General features: G+C 72.0%; 14 protein-coding genes and 1 CRISPR repeat array. Of the genes, 7 read left to right on the forward strand and 7 right to left on the reverse strand.

Features of this window, described 5'->3' with window-relative positions; genetic code table 11:
• Positions 1–3 precede the first annotated feature (3 nt).
• Positions 4–729: a hypothetical protein gene (locus tag AC0VYM_RS09995; RefSeq protein ID WP_475461393.1), complete on the reverse strand. Its 726-nt coding sequence runs from the start codon at positions 727–729 to the stop codon at positions 4–6.
• Between AC0VYM_RS09995 and AC0VYM_RS10000 the strand changes: the two genes are divergently transcribed.
• Entirely contained in the window at positions 673–1,506 is an 834-nt protein-coding gene (locus tag AC0VYM_RS10000) for a tetratricopeptide repeat protein (RefSeq protein ID WP_475461395.1), read from the forward strand. The genes AC0VYM_RS09995 and AC0VYM_RS10000 overlap by 57 nt on opposite strands.
• A 62-nt stretch (positions 1,507–1,568) precedes the next feature.
• Positions 1,569–1,970: an NUDIX hydrolase gene (locus AC0VYM_RS10005; protein WP_475461398.1), complete on the forward strand. Its 402-nt coding sequence runs from the start codon at positions 1,569–1,571 to the stop codon at positions 1,968–1,970.
• 74 nt (positions 1,971–2,044) lie between these two features.
• Here AC0VYM_RS10005 and AC0VYM_RS10010 read toward each other — a convergent pair whose 3' ends face one another.
• A complete protein-coding gene (locus AC0VYM_RS10010) occupies positions 2,045–2,980 on the reverse strand; it encodes a GNAT family N-acetyltransferase (RefSeq protein ID WP_475461401.1) in 936 nt (311 codons plus the stop codon).
• An 84-nt stretch (positions 2,981–3,064) separates the two neighbouring features.
• Positions 3,065–4,069 (reverse strand): MBL fold metallo-hydrolase, encoded by a 1,005-nt coding sequence (locus tag AC0VYM_RS10015; RefSeq protein WP_475462988.1) that lies wholly within the window; start codon positions 4,067–4,069, stop codon positions 3,065–3,067.
• Between the two features lie 191 nt (positions 4,070–4,260).
• Between AC0VYM_RS10015 and AC0VYM_RS10020 the strand changes: the two genes are divergently transcribed.
• Entirely contained in the window at positions 4,261–4,653 is a 393-nt protein-coding gene (locus AC0VYM_RS10020; RefSeq protein WP_475462989.1) for a single-stranded DNA-binding protein, read from the forward strand.
• Between the two features lie 5 nt (positions 4,654–4,658).
• Here AC0VYM_RS10020 and AC0VYM_RS10025 read toward each other — a convergent pair whose 3' ends face one another.
• From AC0VYM_RS10025 to AC0VYM_RS10040, 4 genes are all read right to left on the reverse strand, one after another.
• Entirely contained in the window at positions 4,659–5,675 is a 1,017-nt protein-coding gene (locus tag AC0VYM_RS10025; protein ID WP_475461403.1) for an HAD-IIA family hydrolase, read from the reverse strand.
• A 33-nt stretch (positions 5,676–5,708) separates the two neighbouring features.
• Positions 5,709–6,575, reverse strand: a complete 867-nt coding sequence (locus AC0VYM_RS10030; protein WP_475461406.1) for an AAC(3) family N-acetyltransferase — start codon at positions 6,573–6,575, stop codon at positions 5,709–5,711.
• A gap of 165 nt (positions 6,576–6,740) precedes the next feature.
• A CRISPR array of direct repeats spans positions 6,741–7,806; the repeat unit is 29 nt; unit sequence GTGAGCCCCGCGCACGCGGGGATGGACCG.
• Positions 7,807–7,862: 56 nt separating this feature from the next.
• Positions 7,863–9,134, reverse strand: a complete 1,272-nt coding sequence (locus tag AC0VYM_RS10035; protein WP_475461408.1) for a DUF1015 domain-containing protein — start codon at positions 9,132–9,134, stop codon at positions 7,863–7,865.
• A gap of 16 nt (positions 9,135–9,150) precedes the next feature.
• Entirely contained in the window at positions 9,151–9,498 is a 348-nt protein-coding gene (locus tag AC0VYM_RS10040; protein ID WP_475461411.1) for an SCP2 sterol-binding domain-containing protein, read from the reverse strand.
• A 187-nt stretch (positions 9,499–9,685) separates the two neighbouring features.
• On the opposite strand from AC0VYM_RS10040, the gene AC0VYM_RS10045 reads away from it, so the two are divergent.
• From AC0VYM_RS10045 to AC0VYM_RS10060, 4 genes are all read left to right on the forward strand, one after another.
• On the forward strand, positions 9,686–10,363 hold the full coding sequence (locus AC0VYM_RS10045; RefSeq protein WP_475461414.1) for a membrane fusogenic activity family protein: 678 nt from the start codon (positions 9,686–9,688) through the stop codon (positions 10,361–10,363).
• A 60-nt stretch (positions 10,364–10,423) separates the two neighbouring features.
• Positions 10,424–10,603, forward strand: coding sequence for a hypothetical protein (locus AC0VYM_RS10050; protein ID WP_378739103.1), 180 nt, complete (start codon positions 10,424–10,426; stop codon positions 10,601–10,603).
• Between the two features lie 30 nt (positions 10,604–10,633).
• A complete protein-coding gene (locus AC0VYM_RS10055) occupies positions 10,634–11,434 on the forward strand; it encodes a TlyA family RNA methyltransferase (protein WP_475461416.1) in 801 nt (266 codons plus the stop codon).
• A 109-nt stretch (positions 11,435–11,543) separates the two neighbouring features.
• On the forward strand, positions 11,544–12,470 hold the full coding sequence (locus AC0VYM_RS10060; RefSeq protein WP_475461419.1) for an NAD kinase: 927 nt from the start codon (positions 11,544–11,546) through the stop codon (positions 12,468–12,470).
• Positions 12,471–12,511 lie beyond the last annotated feature (41 nt).

Consider the following 12,511-nt stretch of genomic DNA (forward strand, 5'->3'; position numbering starts at 1 on the left):
CTACTACGCGCTGCTACTGCTCAAGGTGGCAGCGCTTTTGAGTGTTGACGGACGGGTTGGATGACTGAGGACAGCCGATCGGGAGACCGCGAGGACTCCGGAGCAAACGACCACAGCGGTAGCCGCTCCGGTGAGCCTGGCGGTCGCGGGCGCGGTGACGATTCCCGTCCCCGGTCTGGCTACAGGGGCTCCCGGGACGACAACAGAGGCGGTTCCGGCGGCGGTGAACGCCGCAACTTCCGTGGCGGCGACGACCGCCGTGGCGGCTTCCGCCGTGATGACCGCGGAGGTTTCCGTGGCCGCGACGACCGCAGGGACGACCGTGGCGGCAGGCGCGACGACGACCGTCGTGGTGGTGGCCGTGACTTCCGTGGCGGCCCCGGCGGGGATCGCCGTGATGACCGCGGTGGTTACCGTGGTGACCGGGACCGTCAGGACGGCCGCCGCGACGACCGTAGGGACGACCGCGGGGGCTACCGTGGGCGCGACGACCGTCAGGGCGGCGGGCGTGACTTCCGCGGCCGCGACGGACGGGACGACCGTGGCGGCAACCGGAACAACCGGGGCCGCGACTTCCAGCGGGACGACCGGCGACCGCAGCGGGACAACCGCCGTGACGACCGTCGCGACGATCGTCGTGACGACCGCGACCCGGCCGACATCGCTCCGCCGTTGCCGGACGAGGCCACCTACGACCAGCTGGACAAGGACACCAAGCGCGACCTGCACTCGCTGCCCAAGACCCTGGCCGAGCTGGTCGGCAAGCACATCGTGGCTGCCGGAATCATGGTGGACGAGGACCCGGAGCGCGCCTACAAGCACGCCGCGTACGCCCGTCGCAAGGCCTCCCGTCTGCCCACGGTCCGCGAGGCCTCGGGTATCGCCGCCTACACGGTGGGCAAGTGGCAGGAGGCCCTGTCCGACCTGCGTGCGGCCCGCCGGATGAGTGGTCGGGACACGTTCCTCGCGATCATGGCCGACTGTGAGCGCGGCCTGGGCCGCCCCGAGCGCGCCCTGGAGATCACCAACGACCCGGCCGCCAAGGACCTGGACGCCGACGAGCGCATCGAGCTGCGGATCGTCGCCGCCGGTGCCCGCCGTGACATGGGTGACGTGAAGGCGGCCCTGGCCGAGCTCCAGGTTCCGGAGCTCAAGGAGCGCCGGGCCCGTCCGTACGTGGCTCGACTCTTCTACGCCTACGCCGACGTCCTGGAGGAGCTGGGCCGCAAGGAGGACGCCCGCGAGTACTTCGCGCGCGCCTCCTCCGTGGACCGCGAGGGCGTCACCGACGCGGACGAGCGTCTGGCCGCGATCGAGGGTGTCGAGCTGGTCGACAGCGACGTCGAGGACGGGGTCGTCTGGACCGACGTCGAGGAGGAGGCGGACGAGGCCGCGGCCGAGGCCGAAGCCACCGCCTCCCGCGAACGTCGCGAGGAGAAGGGCCGGGACCACCGCCGCGACGATCGTCGTGACGACCGCCGAGGCGGCCGTGAGGACCGGGGCTGACCCCCTCGGAACATCGTGACGGAGCGCCGTCGAGTGGCCGGGAGCCACTCGGCGGCGCCGTCGTGTACCTGGGAACGGTCCCCGAGCGGTACGACTCGGTGGTGTGCCTGACCTACCTGGGGAAGCGCCCCCTCATGGTCCGCCATCGACGGCGGGCCTGGGAGTTCCCCGGAGGCCACCGCGAGAGCGGTGAGGACCTGTTCGCCACCGCCCGGCGTGAGGCCTTCGAGGAGGCCGGGGCCACCCTCGCTGACCTCCGGCCCCTGGGGTACTACGTGCTGTCGGGCGGGCACACCACCGTGGTCACGCACGCCCACGTCAGTGAGCTGGAACCCCTCAGCGGTGAGTACGAGACCGTCGAGGTGCGGGCCTTCGACCAGCTTCCCCAGGAGCACGAACTGTCCTGGGCGGACGGTCTGTACGCGCACCTCCTGCGCGTGCTCGGACTGCCCGGCGCCCGCTAGGGCGTCCCGGCCGTCACACACGCACGGCGAGACCCGCCCTCGCGCCCGACCCCCCCGTACATCCGGGGTCGACCTCAGGCCCCCACACGCCTGACGTGGACCCTCTCGACGCCGACCGCCTCGTACCCGAGCCGGTCGTTGATGGCGAGCATCGGCTGGTTGTCCACGTGGTTCTCCGTGTAGGCGTGCGTGATGCCCCGCTCCCGGGCCCGGCGCAGAGCGGAGACCTTGGCGCACCGCGCCAACCCCCGCCCGCGGTACTCGCGCTGGGTGGCTGTCATCGAGGACCCCACACGGGTGTCCCGGTCGGACATGTAGGCGGAGAAGGCGACCGGGTTCCCCTCGTGGAGCATCACCAGGCTGATCTCCAGATCGATCAGCGGGTTCTCCCAGACCGACTGCAGCCAGAACTCGTAGGGGACGAAGTCGTCCTCCGAGTCACCGGGTTCGTCCTCGTCACAGGCCCTGTCGAGCTCGTAGATCGGTCGCGGATCGGCGAAGTCGGTCATCGGGCGCAGCTGGAAGCCCTCCGGCGTCTCTGGCCGGTCCGGCAGTCCGCTGAGGTCCAGGCCGAGGACGTGGTGCTCCTCCCGCACCTCGTACCCGCGTTCCCGGGCCGCCTGACGGAAGAGCTCGCCACCGGCCTGGACCCCCTCCTGCGCACTGTTCACGCGCAGGGTGGTCGCCCCCTTCTCGATCAGGACGGCCTCCGAGGCCGCGAGGAGCCGTTCGACGAGGTCCGCGTTCCGGTGCCCCTCGGCCAGGGCCCCGATGTAGCTGCGGCCCGTGCGGGTCCCGTCCTCGTTGGTCTGCAGACGACTCAGCAGGTGCCCGACCACGGTCTCGCCCTCCACCGCGACCATGCGGGTGTCGTCCATCCCCGGTAGCGGATGGGCCATCCGCCACCGCATGTGCTGTTCTGTGAGGACCAGGCAGGGGAGGGAGGCGCGGATGAGCGCGTGGGCCTGAGGGGCGTCCTCCGGGCGGAGGTCACGAATCTGGGGGTTCATGCCGGGAGGCTATGCCGACAGGATCCGGACGCGCACGCGAATTACGGCGTACTCCCGTGCGCTCCGCCCCTCAGGGAAGGGGGCTCAGGCCCGCTCCTCCTCCGACTTCCGCTTCGCCTCGGCCTGTTCCTGGGCGAGCCGGTCCAGCCAGTGCACGATCCCGCTCACGTTGGCCTCCGGGCCGCTGAGCGTGTCCAGGACGGCGGCGGACCCGCTCGACGCCCCCGGCGGGAGCGGCCTGTACCGGCTGATCACCTTGTCGCGCACCATCGCGATGGCGTGGTCGAGGTCTCCGCCGGTGTCCCGGGAGTCGCGCACGGTCTCCACCCACAGCCGGAGCTCGCTCTCGGCGCGGTCGATGGTCTCGGTGACGGCGTCGTGCGCGCCGAAGTGGGAGAACATGAGCCGCTGAGCACCGATGTCACCGAACAGGCGCAGGGTGCGCAGGCAGGCCTCCATGTCGAAGTCCGGCGGCGGGGTGGCCGGGCGCAGGTCCCCGGTCAGGGGGTTGTACACGCCGAGGGCGTCACCGACGTACAGGTCACCGGTCCCGGTGTCCACCAGCCCCATGTGGTGCTTGGCGTGGCCGGGTGCGTAGTGGGACACGAGCCTGCGGCCGGCGCCGAGGTCGATCTCCCCGGTCTCGCCCACGGACCGGATCCGGGCGGCGTCGGTGGGGTGCATCTGGCCGAACAGGGTGTCCAGCCGTTCGCCCCACACCATCTTCGCGCTGGCCATCAGACGGCTGGGGTCGGCCAGGTGGCGGGCACCGCGCTCGTGCACGACGATCTCGGCGTTGGGGAACAGGGCCGCCATGTCCCCGGTGCCGCCCGCGTGGTCCAGGTGGATGTGGGTGACCACGATGGTGGCGAGGTCCTCGGGGGCCAGCCCGAGCCTGATGACGGCGTCACGCAGGACCGGGGCCGAGCCGGCGGTACCGACCTCGATGATGCAGGGGCGTTCGGTGCGGATGAGATAGGCGGAGACGACCCCGGGATAACCGGCGAGCATCGTGTCGATCGCGTAGATCTCGTCACCGAGCGGAGTGATCCCCTCGGGCAGACCGCTGACGTCCACGTCATCGTGCACGGCGGGCACCCCTCTTCCTCAAGCGTCCTTCGGTCCGCCACGGACCGAACCCGACTCTAGGACAAGGATGTCACGGCAGTTGACGGTGGGGTCGCACCGTTGTCCACAGCCCCGGAAACGCTCTTCCCTCCCCACCCCGCCCAGGTGATCCTGGAACCAGCACACCAGGACAGAAAGGCGCCCTCGTGCTGATACCCACCCCGTCGAAGACCACCCACCCCTCCACCCCCGAGCCCGAACTCACCGAACGCCCCGACGGACACCGGAACGACGTCTTCGTCGTCGGCCGGGTCACCGCCGCCCCCTCGGAACGCGAGCTCCCCAGCGGCGGCCGACTGGTCACCTGGCGGATCTGCGTGGCCCGCCCCGAGGTGCCCGGGCGAAGGCGTGCCCGGGCCGACTCGATGACCCTCGTCTCCTTCGACCCACGCCTGTGTGCGGCGGTGGAGGGATGGCGGGTCGGTGACGTGGTCCGGGTGACCGGTGAACTACGCCGCCGGACCTGGCGCGGCTGGAACGGGATCCACAGCGTGCTGGAGGTGGAGGCGGACTCCGCCTCGCGGATACGCGAGGCGGGTCGGTGAAACGGTCACCAGCCCAGTACGCCCAGGGCCTCGGCCGCCGAAGACCCGGCGGGGTCGATCGACTCGTCGGCCCAGACCGCCGCGCACAGCGCGCGCAGGCCGTCCAGCCGGTCGCCCTCCCCGGTCAGGCGGACCGTTCCCCGAACCGAGGTGGCGGTCCATCCCCCGCACTCGGTGCGTGCGGTGTCCCCGTCGACACGGCGCACCGGGCCCGGGTGGGGCTCGTTCATCCCGGACACGTCCCACGACAGGTAGCGGGGGCGCTGGTGGACGGGGGCGGCGAGGACGTCGCGCGGGGTGGCCACCCCGGACAGCACCAGGAGTCCGGCGGCGCCGTGCACGGTGGCACCTTCGATGTCGGTGTCCAGCCGGTCGCCCACGATCAGGGGGTTGCTCGCTCCGGTGCGCATCATGCCCTCCTCGTGGAGGGGGCGCATCGGCTTGCCCGCGACCACGGGCTCCACCCCGGTGGCGTGCGCGATCACGCGCACGAAGGAACCGTTGGCGGGGGTGACCCCCCACTCGGTGGGGGCTGTGGCGTCGGAGTTGCTGGCCACGTAGAACGCGCCCCGCGAGACGGCGAGTGTGCCCTGGTCGAGGAGGTCCCGGGTCATCGACCGCGAGTAGCCCTGCACGACCGCCACCACTGAGTCCGAGGTGACCGTGACGGGGCGAAGTCCCATCCGGCGCACGGCCTGGCGCAGCCCGGTGTCACCGACCACCAGTACCTCGGAACCCTCGGGGAACCGGGCGGCGACCAGGCGCGCCGCCGCCTCGGCGGAGGTCACCACGTCTTCGGGGGCGGCGGGCACGCCCAGCTGGGTCAGGTGCTCCGCGATCCGAGCGGGGGTGCGTCCGGCGTTGTTGGTCACGAAGGCGACCCGGGCTCCGGCGGCACGCGCCTTGCCGACGGCCTCGGGCGCGGCGGGCACGGCAGTGGGGCCGATGTAGACCACACCGTCCAGGTCGAGGAGCATCGCGTCGTGGAGCTCGTTGAGCGGGCGGTCAGCGGCCTGCAACATGGTGTGTGGTCCGATTCCGTGTGGCGGGAGAGGTCATCTCCAGGCTAGGCCGCCGGGGCCTTCCCGCCGCCTGCCCGCGGATGTGGGTTCCGTCGCAGCCGGGCGGTGCTCGGTGAGCCAGCCGACGGCGAAGGCGACCGCTTCCCGCAGGGAGAACAGCCTGGCGGTCGCCGATCCCACACGCCCGACGGTGACCGCGCCGGTGGCCTCGAACTCGGCGCCCAACCGGGGGAAGTCACTCTCGTCCAGGGCCACACCGGTGTAGGTGATCCACTCCCGTCGCCCCTCGGAGTTCCGGATCGCGCACGAAGAGGCTTCCGTCCTCGGCCGGGGGACCCGGTACTCCGCCAGGTGGAAGCAGGTGCAGGAGTCGTAGCCGGTACCCAGCAACAGCACTCGCGCGTCGGCCCGCTCCATCCTGGCCAGGGGCGAACCCTCTCCAAGCGCTGATGTGATCGGGTGCGGACGCATCAGATGTGCCGCTCGCGGGCCGAGCCCGGCGAAGGAGGTCTGCGGATGGTCGCTGCGCACCGCGCCGGGCCAGGTCCGGACCCGTTCGGGGATACGGCCCATATAGGAACTGGGCGTGATGGCGGGGTCGAAGGCGGGTGCCTCGGCGCGGATCGTCTCCCACCAGGCCTTCGGCGCCGGAGGGTTCACCCAGCTGGCGGGATCCGTGTTCCCCATGGTCTGTGTGGGCACCACCAGGTTCCCCGTGGGCCCCACCGCGTCCAGAAGGGCCCGGACCACCGCCTGGTCGGCCCCGCACACCCACCCCAGAGAGCGCAGGGAACTGTGGACCAGAAGGGTGTCACCGTGCCTCACCCCCAGGTGCGCGAGGTGCATTGCGAGGGAGGCCGCCGTACGCGGCCCGTCCGACAGAGAAGGGGGTGTGGACACGAGAGCGCTCCTGTGCTGGTGGACACGGGGGACTGCCGCCATTTTCCAGCGCGTTCCGCCACGAGGCCAGCCAGTTTCGGCTGTGCCAGATACGATCACCGTGAACCTGAGCCATCCCGAATATCAAGCGGAGATAACGGCCCGCGTTGATGCAGGTCATTAACTGTGAGCCCCGCGCACGCGGGGATGGACCGACGACCGTCGCCCGGCTCAGGTCGAGGCACCGGTGAGCCCCGCGCACGCGGGGATGGACCGCCGGGCGGCAGCATCGCGGAGCCGCTGCGGATGTGAGCCCCGCGCACGCGGGGATGGACCTCCCTGGGCGGGCTCGTTGCGTGTTCGGTGGTCGTGAGCCCCGCGCACGCGGGGATGGACCGCTCAGGTCGGACGGCTTCTTGTCCAGGTTGCCGTGAGCCCCGCGCACGCGGGGATGGACCGACGTCCTCGAGGTGCTCGACATGGTCGTCGCCGTGAGCCCCGCGCACGCGGGGATGGACCGAGTGCGCGCGCCGAGGCCCTGCGCGCGGCCATGTGAGCCCCGCGCACGCGGGGATGGACCGCGAGCACGTGGACTGGCTGCTGCAGGTGCTCCGTGAGCCCCGCGCACGCGGGGATGGACCGAGCACACCGTGACCGAGACCAAGAGCCCGACGGTGAGCCCCGCGCACGCGGGGATGGACCGATCGGGGAAAGCAACATCAGCAACAGGAACGCGTGAGCCCCGCGCACGCGGGGATGGACCGGGTCCGCGTCGAGCTACTCGGCGCGGACCCTTGTGAGCCCCGCGCACGCGGGGATGGACCGGCCTACATGACCCCGCCGCCGGTTGAGCAACGGTGAGCCCCGCGCACGCGGGGATGGACCGCTACAGCACGGGTGACATCGTGCGCAGACAAAGTGAGCCCCGCGCATGCGGGGATGGACCGACCTGGCACCCGGGCCTACGCGCAGAGGGGGAGTGAGCTCCGCGCATGCGGGGATGGACCGGTGCTGGACCGTCAGTGGCGCCGCCAGGTCGCGTGAGCCCCGCGCACGCGGGGATGGACCGGCGTTCCGGATGGTGTCCAGGGTCTCGCCCGCGTGAGCCCCGCGCACGCGGGGATGGACCGTACGAGCACCGAGGCCCCTACACCGTCTCGTCGTGAGCCCCGCGCACACGGGGATGGACCGGATCATCCAGGTCAGGCAGAACACCCTCAACGGTGAGCCCCGCGCATGCGGGGACGGACCGAGCCGGACCAAACTCCCTTCCACCGTTTCCCCGTGAGCCTCCCAAGGGCGGTGGGGCTAGTCGAGGACTCGCATGACCAGGCCCGTGCGGGGTTTGGGGCCGAAGGACGTGGACTTGCGGGGGGTGAGTTCGCCCCGGTCGGCCACGGCGTAGACCTCCTCCACGCGGAGCGGGGGGACGATCACCGCCGTGCCCTTCTCGTCACGGGCGGCGGCCGCGGCCTCGGCCGGGTCGTCGTGGACCATCCGCACGTGCTCCTCGGGGAAGTGCCACAGAGGCAGGAGCACCTCGTGCAGGGCGGCCGTGGCCAGGTGGCGCCAGTCGGGGGAGTGGTCGGGCATGGCTTCCTGGAGCACGGTTTCGTCGAACCCGCTCACCAGGTGGGCGTCGCCCTCGGCCGACACCAGGAGCAGGGCCGGGGCCCCTCTTCGCTCCAGGAGGGCGGGGTCGGCCTCGGTGACCGGTTCCACCGTGGCCACGGTCGCGGCGGCGGCCAGGGCCTCGGCGGTGTCCAGGCCGGGCAGCACGCGGTGGATCGCGCCCAGCTGGGGCGGATGCGCGTCGCTGTCCACGAGCAGCGCCAGGCCGTGGCCCCAGCCGGGGTCGGTCTTCTCCTGGCGCAGTTGGCGGTAGGCGGCGTAGCGGTGGTGACCGTCAGCGATCAGCGCGGAGCGACCGGCCAGGTCGTCGGTGATCTCCCGTTGGACCCGGGGGTCGGTGACCGCCCACAGCCGGTGTTCGGAGCCGTCGCGGGTCCGCGTGGAGACCAGGGGCTCACGTGTGGTGGTGGCTTCGGTGGCCGCTGAGGCCGCGCCGTCCGCGCCCCGGTACACCAGGAAGATGGGTTCGAGGTTGGCGCGGGCCACCTCCATGAGGCGGAAGCGGTCGCGTACCGGGGGCTCGGCCACGTCCTCGTGCGGGCGCACGGCGGGGTCGGGGCCCTCGTCGGGCAGTCCCAGCGCGCCCACCAGTCCCCGTTGGGTCCGGCCGTCGGCGGTGACCTGCTCGTAGACGTAGAGGGCCGGTTCCTCGTCCCGGGCCAGGACCCCGTCGGTGATCCAGCTCCGCAGGAGGTCGGCGGCGGCCCGGTAGCGCCGGGAGGCCGCGTCCTCGGGCGCCTGCCGGGAGAGCTCGAACGGCAGTGTGACCCTCGCCGCGTTGTGGGGGTCGGAGCGTTGCAGTTCGCGGGCCTCGTCCGCGTCGGGGATGTCGTAGGGCGGGGCCAGCAGGCGTGAGATGTCGAAGACGCCGTCGATGAAGCGGTCGACATCGGGGGCCGCGTAGCGCAGTCCGCGGAAGGGGGCCAGGACGAGTGGTTGGCGAGGCATCACAGCAAGGTACCCGTCAGAGCACGCGTCGCAGGCGGAGCATGTCGCCCAGGGTGGCGTCCACCTTGAGCCGCCGGGTGATCAGCGCCACGGCCGGATCCAGGCGGTCCTCGGCCAGGGCCACGAGGTCGTCGCTGGTCACGGTCACCCGGACCTGCGCGCCCGAGGAGGCCTCCAGCGGGCCGGGGGTGACGTCGGTGAGCCCGTCCACGGTCAGGCGCATGTCGAAGGCGGTCTCCAGGTCGGGGACGACCACGCGCACCGTGCGTTCGCGGATGTGTTCACGGCGCCGGTCCAGGGGTTGGGCGAGAATGCGCTCGTTCGCCCGGGCGATGCCGTCGAGGCACGCGTCGATGCTGCTCATGGGCTCATGATGCCCTATCGGTGGGACGTCGTCCGGTGTCCCCGTCCCGTGCGGGCTCCGTGGTTTGCGTGCCACACGCGCCCGGCTCCCGGTAGCGTTGGCGTCGAACCCCCTGGAGCACGAGGCCCCTCCCTCCCCGCGCCCTCCTTCCCTTTCCTCCTGCGGTCCCTTCAAGGAGCACGTCATCATGGTCGTCGACGCGGTACGCACCTATCTGGACGCCGCCAATGGCCTCACCGAACTCTCGCGCAAGCAGGCGGTGGCCGCCGCCAAGACCCTGCTGCGCGCCAACGGGGCCACGCCCTCCGCGGTCCCGGACGGGGAGACGCCGCCGAGGGTGGGACAGAGCATCCAGACCCTGGCGGGCGAGCTGATCGAGACCAGCCGGGCCAACCGCGCGGCCGTCGCCGAGCTGGTCCGCTCCGAGGTCCGTAGCGCGCTGGAGCAGATGGACATGGTGCCGCGGGCGGAGCACGAGCGGATGGTCCGCCGTGTGGCCGAGCTGGAGCGCCGGATGGCGGCCCGGCACGCGGTGGAGCGGGTCCTGGAGCCCCGGGGCGGAGCCTCCTCGGAGCTGCCCGTGGAGGAGAAGGCCCCCGTGGAGCCCGAGGCCGTGGCGGAGGCTCCGGAGTCCGTGGTTCCAGAGCCCGTAGCTTCGGAGCCCGAGGTTCCGGAGGCAGCCCCGGAGGCCGACAAGGGCGACGGCGAGGCGCGGGAGACCGCCGCCACGGAGGACGGTGACGGCGCGAAGGGCGACGACGCCGGGAACCAGGCCTCCGACGGCGCGGCGAAGACCAAACCCAGGACGACCCGGTCACGTTCGACCGCCAAGCGCACCACCAAGGGCAAGGGCGCCAAGAAGTAGAGTCCGTTCCGGGCGCCGGAGCACCGGCGCCCGCGCGGGTGGTCGAAGGGACGGGGAGCGATGGACCCGAGCGAGCAGGCCGAGGCACTGGCGGAGCGGACACTCGGTGCGACCAGGGAACGGTTGGCCGCGCTGGACGAACTGCCCACCCACGAGCACGTGGCGGTCTTCGACACGCTCCAGCAGGAGCTGTCGGGTGTCCTGGGCGCGCTGGGACAGAACGCCCGGGGTTCCCGATAGTGGCCGGAACGGCCGGTACCCTAGGTGACCATGGCAAAACGTAGTCGGCTCGACGCGGAACTGGTCCGCCGAGGTCACGCACGCTCCCGAGGTCACGCCGCCGAGTTGATCGAGGACGGGTTCGTCCTGGTCTCCGGCATGGTGGCGTCCAAGGCGGCGACCCAGATCGGCACCGACCAGCCCGTCGTGGTGCGCACACCCTCTGAGGAACCCGCCTACGTGTCCCGGGGCGCGCACAAGCTCATCGGGGCGCTGGACGCCTTCGAGCTGGACGTGAAGGGACGCCGGGCCCTGGACGCCGGGGCGTCCACCGGTGGTTTCACCGACGTCCTTCTGCGGCGCGGGGTGGCGCACGTCACGGCGGTCGACGTCGGTTACGGACAGTTGGCCTGGCCGCTGCGGAGCGACGACCGGGTGCGGGTGATGGAGCGGGTCAACGTCCGCGAGCTCACGCCCGAGATGGTCGGTGAGCCCCGCCCCGACCTGGTCGTCGGGGACCTGTCCTTCATCTCCCTCAAGCTGGTGCTCGGTGCCCTGCGTGAGTCCGTGGCGCCCGACGCCGACTTCTCGATGATGGTCAAGCCCCAGTTCGAGGTGGGCAAGGACCGCGTGGGCGCCGGTGGTGTGGTCCGCGAACCCGAGCTGCGCGCCGAGGCCGTCTCCGACGTGGCCGCGCACGCCCTCACGTGGGGACTGGGCGTCGTCGACGTGACCGCGAGCCCCCTGCCGGGCCCCTCGGGGAACGTCGAGTACTTCCTCTGGATGCGGGCCGGGGCCTCCCCGCTGGACCCGGCCGCGTTGGAGCGCGCGATCCAGGAGGGGCCCTCCTGAGGGCGTGGCCTCCTGTCGCAGGAGTCCGGTAACGTGACCCGGCCGGGTGCGGTCGAGCACCCGGTCAGCACCAGGCTCCCCACGGGGAGGCGAACGTAAGGGGACGGCGATGACCAGCGGACGCAGCGTTCTCCTGCTGGCCCACACCGGCCGGCCGGCGGCCGTGCGCAGTGCCCAGTTGGTCCACGCGCGTCTGAGCGCGGCGGGGCTGACCGTCCGGATGCTCAAGAGCGAGGTCGAGGAACTGGCGGCCTCGGGCTGCGTCCTGTCTCCGGTGGAGCCGGTCGAGGCGGAGGAGGCCGCCCAGGGCGTGGAGCTGGTCATGGTGCTCGGCGGGGACGGAACCCTGCTGCGCGCCGCCGAGCTCGCCCGCCCGGCCGGTGCGCCGCTGCTGGGGGTCAACCTCGGGCACGTGGGCTTCCTGGCCGAGGCCGAACGCGAGGACCTGGGCGCCACGGTGAACAGCGTCGTCAACCGCGACTACGTGGTCGAGGAACGGATGACCCTCGACGTGGCCGTCTTCAACGGCGGCCGGGGCGACGGCGCGCCCCCCGTGCGTTCCTGGGCGCTCAACGAGGCGACCCTGGAGAAGGCCGACTCGCGCCGCATGCTGGAGATGGTCCTGGAGGTGGACGGGCGTCCCCTGTCCAGTTGGGGCTGTGACGGCGTGGTGTGCGCGACCCCCACCGGTTCCACCGCTCACGCCTTCTCCGCCGGGGGTCCGGTCGTGTGGCCGGACGTGGAGGCGCTGCTGGTCGTGCCGATCAGCGCGCACGCCCTGTTCGCCCGGCCCCTGGTGGTCGGGCCCGAGGCCACGGTGGCCCTGGAGGTGCTGCCGGACACCACACCGGGCGTGCTCTGGTGTGACGGACGGCGTATGGTCGAATTGCCCGTGGGAGCACGAATCGAGATCACCCGTGCCGATACGCCGGTCCGGCTGGCCCGGTTGCACCGTGCGCCGTTCACCGACCGGCTGGTGGCCAAGTTCGGCCTCCCGGTCACGGGATGGCGGGGACGGGCCGCGCACGGACGCTGATCCAGCGCCGTCGCAAGCAAAGGGCGTCAACTATCAGGAGA

Source organism: Nocardiopsis sp. iso_237, from assembly GCF_056173345.1.